This window comes from Paenibacillus pseudetheri (assembly GCF_924513355.1).
Classification (GTDB): Bacteria; Bacillota; Bacilli; order Paenibacillales; family Paenibacillaceae; genus Paenibacillus_AQ; species Paenibacillus_AQ pseudetheri.
Window position 1 is genome coordinate 101,025 of sequence record NZ_CAKMAB010000001.1, and the last position, 17,596, is coordinate 118,620.

General features: G+C 42.9%; 15 protein-coding genes. 8 read left to right on the forward strand and 7 right to left on the reverse strand.

Going from position 1 to position 17,596, the window contains the following annotated elements:
• Window positions 1-219 precede the first annotated feature (219 nt).
• Complete coding sequence (locus L1028_RS00425) at window positions 220-876, forward strand: DNA-binding response regulator (protein WP_234529867.1); 657 nt, start codon at window positions 220-222, stop codon at window positions 874-876.
• A 139-nt stretch (window positions 877-1,015) separates the two neighbouring features.
• Window positions 1,016-2,233: an aminotransferase-like domain-containing protein gene (locus L1028_RS00430; protein WP_234529869.1), complete on the forward strand. Its 1,218-nt coding sequence runs from the start codon at window positions 1,016-1,018 to the stop codon at window positions 2,231-2,233.
• Between the two features lie 747 nt (window positions 2,234-2,980).
• On the opposite strand, the gene L1028_RS00435 is transcribed toward L1028_RS00430, so the two are convergent.
• Complete coding sequence (locus tag L1028_RS00435; RefSeq protein WP_234529871.1) at window positions 2,981-3,763, reverse strand: DUF2161 domain-containing phosphodiesterase; 783 nt, start codon at window positions 3,761-3,763, stop codon at window positions 2,981-2,983.
• 181 nt (window positions 3,764-3,944) lie between these two features.
• Between L1028_RS00435 and L1028_RS00440 the strand changes: the two genes are divergently transcribed.
• From L1028_RS00440 to L1028_RS00450, 3 genes are all read left to right on the forward strand, one after another.
• Complete coding sequence (locus tag L1028_RS00440; protein WP_234529874.1) at window positions 3,945-5,840, forward strand: PrkA family serine protein kinase; 1,896 nt, start codon at window positions 3,945-3,947, stop codon at window positions 5,838-5,840.
• A gap of 286 nt (window positions 5,841-6,126) precedes the next feature.
• Window positions 6,127-7,053, forward strand: a complete 927-nt coding sequence (locus L1028_RS00445) for an AraC family transcriptional regulator (protein WP_234529876.1) — start codon at window positions 6,127-6,129, stop codon at window positions 7,051-7,053.
• 416 nt (window positions 7,054-7,469) lie between these two features.
• Window positions 7,470-7,901: a GNAT family N-acetyltransferase gene (locus L1028_RS00450; RefSeq protein ID WP_234529879.1), complete on the forward strand. Its 432-nt coding sequence runs from the start codon at window positions 7,470-7,472 to the stop codon at window positions 7,899-7,901.
• 91 nt (window positions 7,902-7,992) lie between these two features.
• Here the strand turns inward: L1028_RS00450 and L1028_RS00455 are convergent, their stop codons facing one another.
• The 3 genes from L1028_RS00455 to L1028_RS00465 form a co-directional block, all read right to left on the reverse strand.
• On the reverse strand, window positions 7,993-9,384 hold the full coding sequence (locus L1028_RS00455; protein WP_234529882.1) for a SpoVR family protein: 1,392 nt from the start codon (window positions 9,382-9,384) through the stop codon (window positions 7,993-7,995).
• Window positions 9,385-9,726: 342 nt separating this feature from the next.
• Window positions 9,727-10,047: a hypothetical protein gene (locus L1028_RS00460; protein WP_234529884.1), complete on the reverse strand. Its 321-nt coding sequence runs from the start codon at window positions 10,045-10,047 to the stop codon at window positions 9,727-9,729.
• Window positions 10,037-10,339 carry a hypothetical protein gene (locus L1028_RS00465; RefSeq protein ID WP_234529886.1) on the reverse strand — a complete coding sequence of 101 codons (303 nt, stop codon included), beginning with the start codon at window positions 10,337-10,339 and terminating at the stop codon, window positions 10,037-10,039. Before L1028_RS00465 ends, L1028_RS00460 begins: the two co-directional genes overlap by 11 nt.
• A 162-nt stretch (window positions 10,340-10,501) precedes the next feature.
• Between L1028_RS00465 and L1028_RS00470 the strand changes: the two genes are divergently transcribed.
• From L1028_RS00470 to L1028_RS00480, 3 genes are all read left to right on the forward strand, one after another.
• Window positions 10,502-10,819 (forward strand): hypothetical protein, encoded by a 318-nt coding sequence (locus tag L1028_RS00470; protein WP_234529888.1) that lies wholly within the window; start codon window positions 10,502-10,504, stop codon window positions 10,817-10,819.
• Window positions 10,820-11,275: 456 nt separating this feature from the next.
• A complete protein-coding gene (locus L1028_RS00475) occupies window positions 11,276-11,878 on the forward strand; it encodes a TetR/AcrR family transcriptional regulator (RefSeq protein ID WP_234529891.1) in 603 nt (200 codons plus the stop codon).
• Window positions 11,879-11,895: 17 nt separating this feature from the next.
• Window positions 11,896-13,386, forward strand: a complete 1,491-nt coding sequence (locus tag L1028_RS00480; RefSeq protein ID WP_234529893.1) for a DHA2 family efflux MFS transporter permease subunit — start codon at window positions 11,896-11,898, stop codon at window positions 13,384-13,386.
• Between the two features lie 76 nt (window positions 13,387-13,462).
• On the opposite strand, the gene L1028_RS00485 is transcribed toward L1028_RS00480, so the two are convergent.
• Genes L1028_RS00485 through L1028_RS00495 form a run of 3 tightly spaced genes read right to left on the reverse strand, consistent with a single transcriptional unit; the run spans window position 13,463 to window position 17,502 of the window.
• Complete coding sequence (locus tag L1028_RS00485; protein WP_234529895.1) at window positions 13,463-14,956, reverse strand: ABC transporter substrate-binding protein; 1,494 nt, start codon at window positions 14,954-14,956, stop codon at window positions 13,463-13,465.
• Window positions 14,957-14,997: 41 nt separating this feature from the next.
• The gene (locus L1028_RS00490; RefSeq protein ID WP_234529897.1) at window positions 14,998-15,759 is read right to left on the reverse strand and encodes a response regulator transcription factor; all 762 of its coding nucleotides are present in this window, start codon (window positions 15,757-15,759) and stop codon (window positions 14,998-15,000) included.
• A 6-nt stretch (window positions 15,760-15,765) separates the two neighbouring features.
• Window positions 15,766-17,502 carry a sensor histidine kinase gene (locus L1028_RS00495; protein WP_234529899.1) on the reverse strand — a complete coding sequence of 579 codons (1,737 nt, stop codon included), beginning with the start codon at window positions 17,500-17,502 and terminating at the stop codon, window positions 15,766-15,768.
• Between the last annotated feature and the right edge of the window lie 94 nt (window positions 17,503-17,596).

The window sequence follows — 17,596 nt, forward strand, 5'->3', positions numbered from 1 at the left end:
AAAATGTAAGAGAGTGTGAAAACTAGAAAAAGTAATTGCATCCTATTAAACTACTGCGATACAATTTCTATAGATTGGAATTTCTGATAGACGTACTCAAGGTAACCAGCGAGAGAATAAACGAACAAGTCATCATACTTCCTTGCTTGCGTTTAAACCGGAAACGCTGCGGCGCTTTCCTTTCTGGATGATTATATAAAGCAGGGGGTCTGGGCATTAATGATGAAGGTTTGGCAGGTGGTTATTGTGGGGTGTCATCCTACAAGTATGCTGGGGACAAAATTGATTTTGGAAGAGGGAGGAGAGCTTAAAGTTCTAGGAATGTATTCAACTTGGGACGAAGGCGCTTCCATCGTAAGGGAAAAGAATCCCGAGCTAGTGCTGGCAGATTATCATATGCCTGAAGGTAATATTGAGAATGTGCTGTTAAATATGAAAAAAAGCTCACCAAACTCACATTTTGTCGTAATGACGGATGAAGACGGCAGAGATCTGCTTCAGCCCCTCATAGAGCTGGGAGCCAGCGGGATCTTCTCCAAAGGAGCTTCTCCTCATCAGCTTTTACAGCTGATCCTGGGTTTGCGGGTGGGTTTTCTTTCAATGCCGCTAGAATGGATAGAAAAAGGATCCTGGCCGATTTCGACGTCTAAAGGACTGGATGATGTTCTTCAATTGACGCAGACAGAGATGTTTATTATGGAGCGAATCGTTCAGGGGATTACTTATGATAAAATAGCGCTTGAAATTGCAGTAAGCCGTCGCTCGATTGACAATTACTTGCGCAAAATTTATGTGAAGCTTGATGTTTCGACGCGAGCGCAGGCCATTGAGAAATTTGCTCTCTTTTCAAGACAAAACAGGCAAATCTACGCATAACCCAAGCTACACGACATAATGACGGTAAAGGCGGAATATTCTTGAAATAGAAGAAAGCATATCACGTTAAATGGATAATCGTCCTCGGAAGAGGAAAACTAAGCCATTTCTACTTGGTACTAGGGAAGGGGGATTTCGCATGCTTTACCAATTTTCTGCTCGCGCGCACACACTGCTGTCGTCACCGCTTCTAAGTATTCGCACCCAAACACGGAGAAGCTCCATGATATCGCTAGCTGAAGAATTACCAGCGGAAGAACTGTTCCCGTTATCGCTGCTTGCTGAAGCAGCTTCTACGGTAATATCTGCAGATGCAGGGGCACTTCAATATGGTGATCCTGCAGGTTATGGGCCACTTCGGGAGTGGCTTGCCGGGGATTGGCTCAGAGAAAAAGGGGTGACTGTTACTGAGGGTGGAGTTCTGCTAACAACGGGTAGCCAGCAAGCGATCGATTTGTTGTCGCGGGTGTATATTGATCCGGGAGATCGCGTATTAGTAGAAAATCCGACATCTCCAGGATTCTTGCAAACGCTTAGGATGCAGGGGGCCATTATTATTCCTGTAGAGGGTGACTTGGACGGCCTTGATCCAGATCATTTGCGGAAGCAAATTGAACTGCATAAGCCTAAGATGCTGTTTGCAACACCAAGCTTCACGAATCCAAGTGGCATCCTATGGAGCTTACAGAGACGGCGTGAGGTGTTAGATCTTTGTATCGCCTATGACATCCTGATTGTAGAAGATGATTCTTATGGGGATTTACATTTCCAGAAGTATGGTGAGCATTGGGCCACAAGATATCCATCCTTGTATGCGCTGGAAAATATAAGTGATGGCGGACACGTATTATATATCGGTTCGTTCAGCAAGACCGTTGCGCCCGCGCTGCGGACGGGCTGGGCTGCAGGTAGCCGGGAAGTGATCGGGATGATGGCTGCTGCCAAGCAGATGGCAGACTGGCAATCGAGCGCTTTAAATCAGCGGCTCTTGCATCATTTGTTGGATGTGACCGCTTTTGATCTTCGTGAGCATATTGCGCAGCTGAACCGAGAATATAACACCCGACTGAAGTTAATGGTTGAACTGCTAAAACGTCCAGCTTGGAAGGGAAGCTCCTACGAGCAGCCGTCAGGAGGTATGTTTCTATGGGTATCTCCACCGGAGGGAATGGATGTTATGGCATTGCTAAAATGTGCGCTTGGTAAGGGAGTGGCATTTTTGCCAGGACCGTTATGTAGCGTAGATGGAAGCGGGAATCAAATTCGTCTTAACTTCAGCCATCCCGGTCGGGATGAGCTGCTACTCGGCATGAATCTGATGAGCGAGGCGGTTAAGGAGTTCACGGCTCGGAGTTAGGTGGGTGCTGATTAAGTAATCTGATGGATCGGACGTATAAAAGTAACAAACAGGTTGATGAGTGGTCATAGGCGTAGGCAGATATGCGGTCAGATGCGCAGGGTGATGTGTAGGCGGATGAACGGGCAGATCATTGAATGACACACTCAGGAAGTCAATACGGTCAGAGTGATGCATTAGCCAAGGAGTAGAGTGCGGGGGAGGTAATTATAGGGAATTTCTCCCTATAACTGGCTGATTTGTATTCTGAAATGGAGACTATAGGGAATCTCTCCCTATAAATTTCGGAAAAAGCTCTTTTTATGGAGTGATCTATGCATTTATAGGGAGGAATTCCCTATATTTCAGTTTTTAGCGCTTATATTAAGAAATTATAGGGATGATTTCCCTATAATTTAATGTATCAGCTTGAGATTGATGCTTCGAATGCTAGATCTGTTTCTGTGGCTTTAACAGATTGGAACACAAAAAGCATCCCGTAGATGGGATGCTTTTTGGCGTTACCTAGACATTGTTACGTATGCATTAGAATAATAAGTTTAAAGTCCAAGTAAATGATTAGGACCTGATTAAAAGACGAAAGTCGAAGTAAAAGATCAAAATCGAAGAAAATGATAAAAGTCAGAGTGAAAGATCAAAATCGAAGAAAATGACAAAAGTGAGAGTGAAAGATCAAAAGCAGAAAAAAAGATAAAAGCTCCAGAAAAAATTTGAAATTGAAAGAATTTTTTGCTTAGGATAGGCAAGCTAATTGCTGTGCTGATTGCTGTCATTGGAGGCGCCGCCAGTTATAGCGGCGTATTCCACTAGTGCGGCCTGACCGGCTGGGGTCAGGGTGTAGCGCCCACGGCTGACACGTTGGAACCAGCCGTAGTAGTTGTGCTGCAGCATAGCGGCGGCGTTCGGTACGCCGCTACGCTTCCGCAGCTCGGCCGGAGAGATCCCGGCCGAGCGTGCGCTTGAGGCAGCGCTAGGGGCACCGCTTCGCGTGCCAGCCGCCGCTGCCTGAAGAGAAAGCGCGACACGCAGCGCTTTCTCACGGTAGGCAGTCACGAGCTTGACGCGTGTGCTGCCGCCGGTGTTGTAGTCTCCGCTGCGCTCGCGGAACTCATAGAGCAGGCGCTCGCGCCGCCGCTTATTGCTGCGCTGCGCAGGCGGCGTCTCGTCCGGCTCGACGAGCACCTCGACCAGCGGGGCCTTGGTCTTATAAAAAACAACGGTGATCAGCCCGAGGCCAAGACGGCGGCACAGTCCGCTAAGCTCGCCCCAGCGCTGGTTTACCGCCCCTTTTTTATCACGGACACGTTCTACTGCGAGATAGACCGTAGGACTGAGCTTTAGCCGTTCCACGCCTTGCAGGAGCAAGGCGAGGTTGAATGATTTTTTCATCTCTACGATTAGAGGGAGTTCTAAATCTTCACGAATACCCACCAAATCGCAAGTCCGAACCTCACCCTTGATGCTGTATCCTTGCTTTTCAAAAAAAACCTTCAAAGGAGCATAAAGCTCCGTTTCATGTCGTACCGCCATAGTGTCACTCCCGTAGCCCTTTATTTTCGAGTTTCCATTAAGGTTTTACTGCGATTTTATGATTCTCTATTATAGCACAGCAAAAAAGAGGTCAACTATTCCGCGCTTGCCGCATAGGTATGTAATACACTTTTTAACGCTATAGGAGAGCAAGTAGGAGCGCAAGAGGAGGCAGCGAGCAATGGATATTTTTGAGCGAATAGCTTCGTATCGGGCTGAGAACGACCGTTTGGCGTGGAGCGGGACCTTCAAGCAGTATATAGAACTTTTGAAAAAAGACCCCTCTCCCGCAAAAACCGCTCACTCCCGCGTTTATGACATGATTAAGTCGCATGGCGTAGAGGACATAAACGGACGCAAACGTTATAAGTTTTTTGAACAGGAGATTTTTGGACTTGATCGTGCAGTCGAAAAGTTAGTGGAGGAATATTTTCATTCTGCAGCACGCCGGTTAGATGTTCGTAAACGGATTCTGCTATTGATGGGACCTGTCAGTGGGGGGAAATCGACCCTAGTCACGCTGTTAAAACGAGGTTTGGAACAATACTCGCGGACGGATGCGGGTGCGGTATATGCGGTTGAGGGCTGCCCGATGCATGAAGATCCACTACATTTGATCCCCCTGGAGCTTCGTCCAGAGATTGAAAAAGAACTCGGTGTGCGTATTGAGGGCAACTTGTGCCCGTCCTGCCAGATGCGGCTGAGAAATGATTATGCGGGAGATATTGAGCAAGTTAAAGTGACGCGTGTCATTTTATCAGAAGAAGAGCGGGTAGGGATTGGTACCTTTAGTCCATCCGATCCGAAGTCGCAAGATATCGCCGATTTGACAGGAAGTATCGACTTTTCGACCATTACTGAATTTGGTTCGGAATCCGATCCACGCGCTTACCGTTTTGACGGAGAGTTGAACAAAGCTAACCGTGGGCTGATGGAATTTCAAGAAATGCTCAAATGCGACGAAAAGTTTCTGTGGAACCTGCTGTCACTGACGCAAGAAGGCAATTTCAAGGCTGGCCGGTTCGCGCTGATCAGTGCGGACGAAATGATCATAGCTCACACCAATGAAACCGAGTATAAGTCGTTTATTTCTAATAAAAAGAATGAAGCGCTCCAGTCCCGTATGATTGTTATGCCTGTTCCGTATAACCTCAGAGTATCGGAAGAGGAAAAAATATACGCCAAGCTAATCGCCCAGAGTGATATGAATCATGTGCATATTGCGCCGCATGCATTGCGTGCTGCTGCTATTTTCTCGATCCTGACCCGTCTGAAAGAAAGCAAAAAGCAAGGCATGGATCTGATCAAAAAGCTCCGCATGTATGATGGTGAAGAGGTGGAGGGCTACAAAGAGGCAGATCTCAAGGAGATGCAAACGGAGTATTTGGATGAAGGCATGTCCGGAATAGATCCGCGGTATGTTATTAACCGGATTTCCAGCGCCTTGATCAAAGGTGATCTGCAGTGCATGAACGCACTGGATGTGTTGCGGGCAATTAAAGACGGTCTGGATCAACATCCATCGATTACAAAAGAGGAGCGGGAGCGTTATTTGAACTTCATCTCCATTGCCCGCAAAGAATATGACATTTTAGCTAAAAGTGAAGTGCAAAAGGCCTTCGTTTACTCCTTTGAGGAGTCCGCCAAGACATTATTCGAGAATTATCTCGATAATATCGAAGCCTTCTGCAATTGGTCCAAAATCCGCGATCCGCTTACGGATGAGGAAATGGAGCCGGATGAGCGGTTAATGCGTTCGATTGAAGAACAAATCGGTATCTCTGAGAATGCGAAAAAAGCGTTCCGGGAAGAGATTCTGATCCGGATTTCCGCGTATTCACGCAAAGGGAAGAAATTCGAATACAATAACCACGATCGCCTGCGGGAAGCGATTGAGAAGAAGCTATTCACAGATCTCAAAGATATCGTCAAAATCACCACCTCGTCCAAAACGCCGGATGAAAGTCAGCTCAAACGGATCAACGAGGTATGCGCCAGACTGATTGATGGGCATCACTATTGCCCAATCTGCGCTAATGAGCTGCTGAAGTATGTAGGCAGTCTGCTTAATCGGTAAAAAAGAGTAAAAGTACATTTGCAGACCACCATTGGGTGGTCTTTCTTTATGCTGATAGATATTTTTTACGTGTATCAATACGTTATATTAAGTGGAATTTGGCTAGGTTCGCGCGTCCGAAAAGTAATGCATGAACCTGAAAAGTGGCAGGTAGCAGCCGCCCTCACAAGAGAAACCTGCAAATGTACATTATTTTATATGGTAAAGCTCTTTAAAAGTGTTAGATCATACAGCAAAATACAGCTCAGCAAAACAGGAACAATCCTCCTCGCTCGCAGTTGATATAATGAAATCACCGTACGGGGGAAGGCTGGTGCTGCACTTGAATTACAGTAAGGATATAGAGAAATGTGTTGAATATATTGAAGCTCATATCAAAGAAAATATAACAGTGGAAGAAATAGCCGCTGAAGTCGGATATTCGGTGTATCATTTTTGCCGAGTGTTCAGCTTATGCAAGGAAATGTCCGTGATGGAATATGTGCGGAGCCGGAAACTGTCTTTAGCGTCAATTGAATTATTTGCCGGCAAAAGAATCATTGATATTGCGCTGGACTATGGTTTTGAGACACAAAGCGGGTTCACTAAGGCCTTTCGTAAGGCATTTGGCTATAGTCCGACACAATATGCGGCGCGGATGGATGGATTTATTAAAGGGAAAACACTATTTGAAATCGGAGGTTTTATAATGAACCCTGTTATTGTTAGCAAGCCTGCATTTAAGGTCGCTGGGTATGGGATCCAGACTAATGTTGCTGGAAGTATGTATACCAAGGATATTGCTTCTTTTTGGAGCCATTATGAGGGTGAGAATCTGGAGTCCAAAATGTATAAAATACTAAACCCGCCTAAACACGGGGAAGTCGGTTTGTGTATTCCTTCCTCAGATAATGGCAATGCGACCTATCTATTAGGTGTTATTGTGGAGGACTACTCCAAGGTGGAAGATGATATGTTGACGATGGATGTGCCAGAAGCCGAGTATGCCGTGTTTACAACGCCGCCAGTAGATACTTCAACGGATACAGAGCAAATACAGTTTGCACAGGTTATAAAAAGCACTTGGAAGTATATCTTCGAAGAATGGTTTAAGGATAGTGGCTACGTTTATGATGACAGTAAGCTGGACTTCGAATTCTACGACGAACGCTGCCATTCGCGGCCGGATACAGTGATGGAGATTTATGTTCCTGTGAAAAAATCGACTGAATAATTTGAACGAAATTCTCATAGCAAATGCTGCTCGGTAATGATCGTAACTTCGGGGAATGTTTGGGTCTCCGGCCGCTGTTGTCTCCAGATTTATTTGATTTCTATACCGCATTCGCGGTTTAAATCCGGAGACAGCATATGCTTTCGAAGTGAGCTTTCCTAGGGAAAGCTTTCGGGCGATCGCTATCGCTCCTACGACTCCAAACTTCCCCTACGTTACTTTCACCTCAGCAGCATTTGCCATGTTCTAATTATTCAGTCGATACGGGGTGTCGACGTAAGAAGGTCCGCAGCGGGTTACACGCTGCGGACTTTCTTCATTTAAAATTGATTAGGACATGATTGACGGTTATCCCCTCCCGTAGTCTAATAGAGTCAATTAGACGTGTAACTTGATAATCTCGGGGAGTGGAACAGATGATTAGAGAAGCAAAAGTAGAGGACTGGAAAGACATATCCGAATTATTAGAGCAGTTGGGTTATCCAGAGACAGAAGCGTTCATGCAAGAAAAAATAGAAAAGCTAGTCCTGCATCCGGATGAGGAATTATTAGTTTTCGAGGAAGACCATAAAGTAGTCGCTTGCATTTCCATGCATTACATACCTCAATTAGGGCTCACGGGGGATACTGCAATTATAAGCTATCTTGTGGTGAGTAATGCCATTAGGAGCAAGGGAATTGGACGGATGCTTGAGGAATATTGCACTGATTTAGCTAGAAAAAGAAACTGTGACCGAATTCAAGTTCATTGCCACTCCAGAAGAACTGATGCGCATAGATTCTATGCCCGACAAGGATTTACTGAGGCTCCGAAATATTTTTCAAAGATGTTAAATGAATCCGAATAATCAACAGACCAAATAAAGAGCGGCAGACCAGGGACGTACTACGCGTCCAGTTCTGCCGCTTTGTTTTTCAAGTTATAGAGTCCTATTCTCTTTAAATAAACTTCCGCTGTACCTTCTTGCCATCATACGAGAACCGCGCCTTTTTGTCCTCCACGACGGTCTGCAGATGAACGGTCCGACCCCATAACGAATAGATATGCGGGAGCGTGCGTTCCAAATACTTCAGATCCAGCTCGATGCTTTCGTAGCGGTGGGTTATGAATAACTCACCATTCTTCTCGAAGTCGGCATCCTCTATGACCAAGTAAGGTGACCCGCCATTGACTCGGGCAAGCACCAGTTGATCACGTACGTTTTCCCATGCTTTGTCGGTGATTTTCCATTCCGGACCTTTTTTCTCAAAAACATAAAGATCGAGGTCGTTCACCAGTTCTTTGGACAGATAGCTGCGGATAAAAGAAGTATCGGATTCCAACTCCCGTACCTCAAATATTTTCTCGCGGTCCCAGCGGCGTTCGATGTCTTCGAAGATCTTCAGCCCCAGGTAGTATGGATTCAGGCTTTGCCGTGAGGGCTGCACGACGGAGGAATTCAGTTTAGCGTATTCTACGGTTTCCTCAACCGTTAGATCCAGTTCACGGACGATACGCTGATGCCAGTACGAAGCCCAGCCTTCGTTCATGATCTTCGTCTCCATTTGTGGCCAGAAGTAGAGCATTTCATCATGGAGCATCGTCATAATGTCGCGTTGCCAATCCTCCAAGACGGTGGAATATTGCTGGATGAACCAGACAATATCTTTTTCCGGCTCAGGTGGAAACGCACGATTACCCGATGATGCTTCCTGTGGTCCAGAATTACTCTTGTCTAGATTCCATAACTCGTCGTACGGATTAGCTGATTTGGAGCCACCCGGAGGGGCATCCTTGAGTGCCTTCATTTTGGCTTCCAGCAGATGGGTCTTACCAAGCTTGCGCGGCTGGATCAAGCTGGGATCTATATGCTCTTGAATGGCGAGAACGGAATCGATGAAGCTCTCTACAGCATCGGTGCCGTAGGTTACTGAATAACCGGCGATACGATCCGCTGTAGCTGACATACTCTCGACCATATCCCGGTTGGACATGGAGAAGCGCATATTATTTTTGAAAAAATCACAGTGCGCTAGCACGTGAGCTACAATTAGCTTGTTCTGAATCAGCGAATTCCCGTCGAGCAGGAAGGCATAACAAGGATTGGAGTTAATGACGAGCTCGTAAATTTTACTCAGCCCGAAATCGTATTGGGATTTCATTTTGTGAAACGTTTTTCCGAAGCTCCAGTGTCCAAATCGTGTAGGCATTCCATAAGCTCCAAATGTATAAATAATATCTGCGGGGCATATTTCATAACGCATGGGATAAAAATCTAAACCAAAGCCCGTGGCTATTTCAGTAATCTCGGCGATTGCCCGCTCCAGTGCATTAATTTCTCGGCTTGGCATGACTCAGTTGCTCCTTCCTATATTTCTGTAGATCCAACCTGAATAAACCCTCACTAAATGGGGTCTAGCTTCATACAAATGGGTCGATCAATGTAGTTCATATTATGTATATGGGTAGGAGGGGGGGAGTATGACGGTGCGAAGTATTTGGATAAAGCAGGGGATTTCAGAATTGAAATACTTAGATTACGGATTAACTATGTTGGAAGTGAAAAAGTAGGTCAGATATGCTTTAGTAAGAATTAAAGAACCGAAGATTCGTAAGTGGCTTGTTGAGATAGATGATTTATAGGACAAAAAATAATAGCCTAACCCATGCGCGATTACGTGTGGGTTAGGCTATTATTCATCTGGATCGATTCCCCAAAATACATAATGAGACATTCCAGTGTTAGTAAAGTAACAAGCATCGACATACACTTCACGAAGACTCTCATCAATCCTGTATATAATTATCACATTGCCGACTAGCACCCAGTAGTATCCGTTAAATTCAAAACCAGGGAAGTCAGAAACTCCATTAGCTTTATATTTGGGTTCATCATCCAATGCAGATTTAGAACGTTTGAAGACGTACATGGGGTCTACTTTATATTCCTTCATTTGGGCAAGAGCTACCCGAGCGTAAGTGGTCCAGAGAACCTTGTAACGGTCAGATTTCATTCTGAACCTCTTTCAGTAATTGTGCAAACTCTTCTTCGTTGTCACTGTATGTGGAAATTCCATCTTTACGATCCTTCTGAGCTTGATGAAGTTGAGACAGAACAGCTTCATCTTTAAAAATGACTGAAGTCATTCGCTTCTTCTGTTCATCTGTAAATGTAGGCCGCTCATCTTTCCTTTGCAGCGTAACGTTGAATCCAAAGTTCTCTTCGATTAGCTGGACCAAATCTTTAAGGTCTACGTAAGATTTGCCCTGAAGGCTCTGTTCCAATTGTTCTTTTGAAATGGACATTCAGTTCACCGCCTTTTCGATATTATAACATAAGCAATGTGCTTATACATATTCACAAAAATGACGGCTTTCTTCATTGCAGTCATACTATGGAACTTATAATAGTATTATTATAATTATGGGTATTATTTCCTAGCCGTTAATAATAATGAGGTGTGAAATATGCAAGAGCTGATTTCAATGTACAGAGATCGTTTAACTGATCTAACTGCAAAAAATAGAAGTTTGAAGTTAATGAAAATTTATAATAAAAATCATTTTGATATTCACTCTTTCTCAAATATAGAAAATGGGCTTGATATTGCAATATTGGAAAAAGTCTGTGCTCTAGAAGACGAAATCAGTTTGATTCCACAGAATAGCCTTGTTGAAGAATCTGTATTAGCTAATCGTAGGCTGATTCAACTTAAAAGAGAAGTTGATCTAATTGAACAAGAAACGGGCAACAATCCTTTTTTACGTTGCTTATGGGTTTCTTGAAGGGTTTTTAGTGCCTAATTTTTTTATTAGATGTCCAATATTTATTCATCCCAGCTAGGCTAAGTTTTTGTTATCGGATTTTGTGGGGAAAGTGAAATGATGCACGATTTTGCGTTTCATTTCTAGACCACCGTTTTTCAGTAAGAAGCATGCATCTACTTATATTTTAAGGAGCTTGCACGCATTCAAATAGAATAATTGAGTCATTACAATTGGTATTAAAGGGTCGAGTGAATGGTTAACTTTAACATAACAACAAATACAATCAGCCGGCGAGATATATTCTCGACCGGTTATTTTTATTCTCCAAAATTAAGCACTGTATCGCATGATTCCGTCTTTGGTGATAACAATAAAAAAATTCTGGAATTTCCATTGACGCATATTTAGTTTTCAAGGTATATTAATCAATGTTTTAAACGATGTTTAATTGTATGTCAAGTTAAGGAGAGTTCTATGACGAAGGAGAAGATTTTGGACGCAACGCTGCATTTAATTAAATCCGAAGGGATTGATAGTGTCACCATTCGGAAGATTGCTAGTGAAGCTGGCACTAATGTAGCGCTAATTAATTATTATTTCGGATCGAAAGAAAAGCTTATGCATGAAGCAATGAAGATGATCCTGGAAACATTCCGCTCGGCGTTTGACATATTTGATGTTGTGGAATATCTGCCAATCGAACGACTGAAACAATTTATTTTGACGTACACCTCATTTCTTAAAGACTATCCTGATTTGCTCAAGCGAATTCTTGGCCATGATCCACTGTTTGAATCAGTAACCGAATATGTACATTTTATGAAACAACAAGGGTTCGAAAAATTAAGTGAAGTCATGACAGAAGTGACAGGTGTAACCGATCGAAAGACCGTATTGTTGATGACACAGCATATGTTTGCTGCCATTATGTCACCGTTCACCAAAGTGAATCCTGCTACTAAATGTCAGCCTAACAACTGCATTCAATCGTCTCTACTCGATATTCCTATATCGATTGAGGAAAGTATCGATTTGTTTTTCGAGCATTATTTTCATAAATATTCAGTCAAAATTTAGAAAGATGAGGTATTACAATGACTTCAAATGCTGCAACAAAACCCCTTACGCAGGAAGGGGACACGTTCTCGCTAAAAGCTATTCTGCCGCCTTTGCTCGCGATAATCGTCGGTATGATTATGGTCATTCTGGACAGTACAGTTGTTAACAATGCAGTTCCTAAATTAGTGGATTATTTTCACACTGACCTAAAGACGATTCAATGGGCAATAACGGGGTACACATTGGCACTATCCGCAGTCATTCCACTTGCCGGTTGGATGACCGATAAATTTGGATCAAAGCGTATTTTCCTTGTAACGATTGTGCTGTTTACGTTAGGGTCAGTCCTATGCGGCTTAGCCCAATCACCTGAACAACTGATTATATTCCGTATTATTCAAGGTCTAGGCGGAGGTATGGTTGCACCGATCGGGATGGCAATGGTATTCAAATTAGCTCCACCAGAACGTCGCGGCTCTATTATGGGTGTTCTTGGAATTCCAATGTTGATGGCGCCAGCTTTTGGCCCTGTAATATCCGGTTATCTTGTCGATTATGTGAGTTGGCACTGGATCTTCATTATCAATTTGCCGATAGGTATTGTGGCCTTCATTTTGGGTAAGAAATACTTACCGAAGACTGAACCGCAGAAGTCAACACATCTTGATATTCTCGGGATGTGTCTTGCACCGATCGCGTTCGCCATGCTGGCTTATGGTGTGAGCGAAGGGGGAACCGATTGGTCTTCAACGGGTGCTATTATAGGCTTAACAATCGGTGGTATCGCATTAATATTGTTTATTGTGGTGGAGCTTAGACAGAAGTATCCTTTGCTTGAACTGAAGGTGTTTAAATCATCTGATTTCACTCGCGGTATTATTCTTACTTGGATCGTACAGATGGCATTATTCGGAGCTACGCTGATGATTCCTTTGTATTTACAGAATATTAAAGGTTATACCGCACTTCATACAGGTTGGATCGTGATGCCGCAAGCGTTATGCGCCGGTCTTATGATGCCGATTAGTGGTAGGTTGTTTGATAAAATTGGAGCTCGTCCATTAGCGTTCTGTGGGTTGAGTGTTATCGCCACCGCGATGTTTATTCTCTCGACGGTAAACGTGGATACACCGATTTGGATGGTTATTGTCGCGGTTTGTGTGATGGGGTTAGGTATGGGGTCAACCATGATGCCTCTTAATACACATGTATTAAATTCAGCACCACGTCATTTGGTTAGCCGTGTGACACCGTTGACTTCAGCGGCTCAACAGGTTGTCGTATCGTTCGCAGTGACAGGTCTTACAGCTTATCTGACTTCTCATACAAATACTCACATGGCTACAATCGGAAAGACAGGAAATCCGCAGACCGCTTTAGTAGCTGGCTTTGGAGATACCTTTCTCCTGACCGCTTGTATCGTATGTGTTGGTATTGCTATGTCCCTCATCCTTCGTAAGCCGAAGATACAACAAGTTGAAAATACCGGTGAAGAAGTAGATCCAGCGATGATGATGGGTCACTAGTCATATAAAAGCCCCCCAAGAAGGTCACTTTATCTTAAGTGTCTCTCTTGGAGGGGCCTTTTTTTATAGTACTTTCCTATTCCCGCCAACGATCCAATTGCTTCTGGATCTCCTTACGTACCTTATCAATACCTGCTTCATGAAGTTCATGGTTGAATTTGGGGAGAATGATATCGACATCGACACTACCTGTCATGAGACTTGGATAATATTTGCGCCAGACAATCTCAATGTTGTCAATTTGCTCAGCGACCTCTGACAGATCGGGAGTAAAGCCGAGTACTTGGGACTCCACAACCTTGGAGTTGTAGATGCGGAATTGTTCCCACTTGTTTAGTGGGTCAGGGTAGCTTCCACCTAATGTATTTAAGATAAACCAGTTTCCCTGAGTGTATTGTATGCCAGTGTAGCCACCGTTCGCCTTGGGAAGCGGATTTCCTTGACTGTCTTTTGTCGAACTTAGGACAACCTGGCCATTCTGATCCAGCGTATAATGAACGCCTTCAATGCCGTATTGAAATAAGTTACGCAGTTCAGGATCGGTATTCAATAGGTTTAGAAATTTGATGCTCTCCACAGGATGCTTTGTATTTGCATTCACAACCATCATCCCTCCGCGCACGGCTTCCGTAGTTGCCACCTCGGGTGTTACTGGATTGGTTACAATTTTATACCCCAGATCGTTACTCCAGACGCTCTCAGAGAGTGGACCACCACTACCAGATTCCCAAAATACCTTTACACCACGTTTCAAACTTCCTGGTTCTCGCAAGGCGGCATCTTGATTAATGAACCCTAATTGGTAATAACGTCTTAGAGTATCTAATATATGCTTGGCTTCACGGGTTTCGAAGATATTGACCACGGGAGCTGCAGGATCCAGAGATTGGATCATTAATGGGAGTCTGTTGTCCCCTATATATTCGTAGCCGTACATAGCAAAAAAATTATGTGAGTCTCGATCAAGCTCCATGGGTAAATAATCGGGTTCATTTTTTTGTATCATGCGAAGCAACGGTTCGAGCGATTCCAGTGTATTGTATTGGTTAACTTTAATATTATATTTTTTTACCAGAGAATCAGGATACATCCAATTCTCACGTACTGCTAATTCTTTGTTGGTGGGGACGCCGTAGATGAACCCGTCATCCATCTCAGCACCCTTCCAAAAGATGGGGTCTATTGTTAGGTACATTTCTTTGGCTAGATCCAAGAAATAGTCATTTAACTTCAGCCATACCCCACGTTTGGCATATTTAGCATAATCCGGAGCAAAAGCAATATCAAAAGGGCTGTCAGAGGAGATCATTGTATTCATGCGATCATCATATTCCTGCCAACCAATTTTATTGTAGGTTATGGTAATTCCAATTTTCTTCATTAATATCTCGTTAATTTTGTCGTTAACAAGGGCAAGATCCTTATCTGGATCACCGATTGTATAATAGATCAGATTTACAGTAGGTTCTGCATTAAAGCTAGTAGCGTTCAAATTCTGCTTGCTGCAGCCAGTTAACATTGTAATGGACAGCAGAATTATACCACAGATGAAGCAGCTATATCTATTCATGACCCCGGCCCCCTAAATCACTTTGCGATATATATCCAGCCTTAACTTTTCATCCGTAAACTTGAGGGAGAAGTACCAAAATGATTTTGAAATTGTGTATAAAAATAGTTCAGGTTGTTGTAACCAACAGAAAGGGCAATCCAGTGTATTTTCTCATTTGTCGTTTGGATGAGCTCTTGTGCACGATACATCCGATAGCTCATAAGATACTCTGAGAACTTCATACTTGTTTCTTTAATGAAGAGTTGTCCAAGATAGGTGCTGTTCATTTGAAACCGGTCTGCAACGGATTTTAATGAAATATTATGAGCAAATTCTGTTTTAATCATAATTAAAATACGATTGACCAGCTTGGATAAGGAATCGTAATGTACTCCCAGTACAGGATCAATACTCATGGTGTCAGCATTCACATCTCTAATCGTGCCATGTAAGTCCTCGATAATTATTTTTTCAATGACCTCCTGCAGCTTGATTCGATCCACAGGTTTTAATAGGTAATCCTTGACTCCGCAACGAATGGCTTGCTGGGCATATTGAAAGTCACTATAGCCGCTAATAATAATATATTTGGTTGGAAGGTTCACTTCATTTAACTTTTGGATAGCATCATACCCTAGATTTTTGCCGATACACACATCGATAATAGCTATGTCAGGAATTAAATCTACGGCTTTAAACACGGCATCTTCAGTGGAGTCACTTGTTTCTATATGTTTGAATCCGTAGTGCTCCCAATCAAGAATACGTTTCATACCTTCCAAAATCTGAGGTTCATCATCCACAATCAAAAGTTTGTACATATCTAATCACCTCTTTTTAGAAATCTGTACAGAGATTTTGACACCAGCTTCATCATTGTTTTCAATGCTAATCGAGAAATTCTCTTGATAGAAAAATTGTAATCGGGCATAGACATTATATAATCCAATGCTTTTGGTGGTATGGTCATTATTACTCGAAAGAATTCGCCTGATGGCAGTTAGCCGTTCTTCATCAATTCGTACCCCATTATCAATGAAATCCAGTCTATAGTAGTCCTCATCTTCCCAGCCTGACACGATAAATAGATTAAATTCTTTATTAATATTAAACCCATGGACAAAGAAATTTTCTGCCAAGGGCTGCATCCAGAACTTCACAGTAGGGAGCTCTAAAATTGAATCTTCAACATCGATTTGATAAAAAAAATGTTCAGGATATTTAAACTCCATAATTTTCAGGTATTTTCGTAACAACTCTAGTTCGCTACCTATTGAAATGATATTTTCTTTCTTAACAATTTCTCGATACAACGCTCCTAAGGTTGCAATCGCATCTGCGGTAGGCTCATTTTGATGAACCAATGCAGTAGATCGAATGACCTCCAAGGTATTATAAAGGAAATGAGGATTGATTTGATGCTGAAGCGCTTTCATTTCTGCTTCCTGCTGTTTTAACTTAAGCAAGTATTCATTTCGAATATATTTGTCTAATTGGTGTATCATATCGTCGACTTCTCGTGCAATCATACCATATTCATTCATACGATAACGTGCAGGTTTATTGGGGGTGAAGTCAGCTGTTTTCGCACGTTTGATTGATTGTATAATACGGTGTAGAAATCTTGAATCATCACGAAGATTGTAGACTACGAGCAGCAGTACACAGATCATAGCGGTAAAGACGATCATAAATATATTGAGCAAAACCGTGCTGTGCTGGCGTATAAGTGCAGCCAAGTCTACGGTACTAACAAATTGATAATTGTATTTGGTAGATGAAAAAGTAACAAAGAAAATAGGAATATATCCTTTATTTACGATAAAGCCATGATTTTTATTATTCACAACCGCTTGCTGGGTGATTTCTTTTATCATGGATTCATTGTTACCAATAGTGAATATCTCCCCGGTAGAGTTGATTACAGCCGCATTACCGAGTTGATAATTATTTGCGATACTGAATATTCGCTTGCTGCTAATCTGAAAGCGGATTTCCCCTGCTTCCGTAGCACTTTGATTTAGTTTTTTGCGAGAGACGAAGCCCTTCTGTATACTTTCATCGAAGATTTCGTCAGTATTTGGAACGCCAAACTGGAAGCTAGGAATGCCAAAACTATTAAAATGGATAACATTTCCGTAATCCTTGGTATGAACGCTGATCTGAGTAATGTCTCCCTGTGCCCAGCTGTATAGATATGTTTTAATATCCTCAGGAAAAGAGAGCAGTGATTGTGATGAATAGGGACTATTCTCCAGTCTTTTAGTCAGATACCCTTCAACGGAAGGGCTCATGAAATAACGGACGTCTTTCATCAGATCATGATTAAAATACAATCTTTGCATGTAAGCTTCAATCCGATCGGCATCATTCTGAAAGTTGTTTTCAATGCGGGAAAAGGCATTCGCAGCTTCAATCCGCGCGTCACCAATCCATTGATTAACAAGGATCGCGCTGGTCATAGTGCCCAGTGTTAACCCAATGGCTAGAATGAAGATAAGGTAAGCCCGAAATTTATTGCGATATATTTTAATGTGAAAAAAAGAACTCCTCCAAAACTTCATTCGTAATGCCCCCTAAGATCAGACACATAATATAGAGGAATAAGTCTCTCGTTGCTATGGTTGAGAGCGCTTATAATTCACTGTAAATATATAT

Bases quoted from the DNA above. Each gene is read 5' to 3' on its own strand.
- L1028_RS00440 (WP_234529874.1), top strand. From the start codon at position 3,945: ATGGATATTTTTGAGCGAATAGCTTCGTATCGGGCTGAGAACGACCGT.
- L1028_RS00495 (WP_234529899.1), bottom strand. From the start codon at position 17,502: ATGAAGTTTTGGAGGAGTTCTTTTTTTCACATTAAAATATATCGCAAT.
- L1028_RS00470 (WP_234529888.1), top strand. From the start codon at position 10,502: ATGCAAGAGCTGATTTCAATGTACAGAGATCGTTTAACTGATCTAACT.
- L1028_RS00485 (WP_234529895.1), bottom strand. From the start codon at position 14,956: ATGAATAGATATAGCTGCTTCATCTGTGGTATAATTCTGCTGTCCATT.
- L1028_RS00450 (WP_234529879.1), top strand. From the start codon at position 7,470: ATGATTAGAGAAGCAAAAGTAGAGGACTGGAAAGACATATCCGAATTA.
- L1028_RS00435 (WP_234529871.1), bottom strand. From the start codon at position 3,763: ATGGCGGTACGACATGAAACGGAGCTTTATGCTCCTTTGAAGGTTTTT.
- L1028_RS00445 (WP_234529876.1), top strand. From the start codon at position 6,127: ATGAAATCACCGTACGGGGGAAGGCTGGTGCTGCACTTGAATTACAGT.
- L1028_RS00455 (WP_234529882.1), bottom strand. From the start codon at position 9,384: ATGCCAAGCCGAGAAATTAATGCACTGGAGCGGGCAATCGCCGAGATT.
- L1028_RS00430 (WP_234529869.1), top strand. From the start codon at position 1,016: ATGCTTTACCAATTTTCTGCTCGCGCGCACACACTGCTGTCGTCACCG.
- L1028_RS00490 (WP_234529897.1), bottom strand. From the start codon at position 15,759: ATGTACAAACTTTTGATTGTGGATGATGAACCTCAGATTTTGGAAGGT.
- L1028_RS00465 (WP_234529886.1), bottom strand. From the start codon at position 10,339: ATGTCCATTTCAAAAGAACAATTGGAACAGAGCCTTCAGGGCAAATCT.
- L1028_RS00460 (WP_234529884.1), bottom strand. From the start codon at position 10,047: ATGAAATCTGACCGTTACAAGGTTCTCTGGACCACTTACGCTCGGGTA.
- L1028_RS00425 (WP_234529867.1), top strand. From the start codon at position 220: ATGATGAAGGTTTGGCAGGTGGTTATTGTGGGGTGTCATCCTACAAGT.
- L1028_RS00480 (WP_234529893.1), top strand. From the start codon at position 11,896: ATGACTTCAAATGCTGCAACAAAACCCCTTACGCAGGAAGGGGACACG.
- L1028_RS00475 (WP_234529891.1), top strand. From the start codon at position 11,276: ATGACGAAGGAGAAGATTTTGGACGCAACGCTGCATTTAATTAAATCC.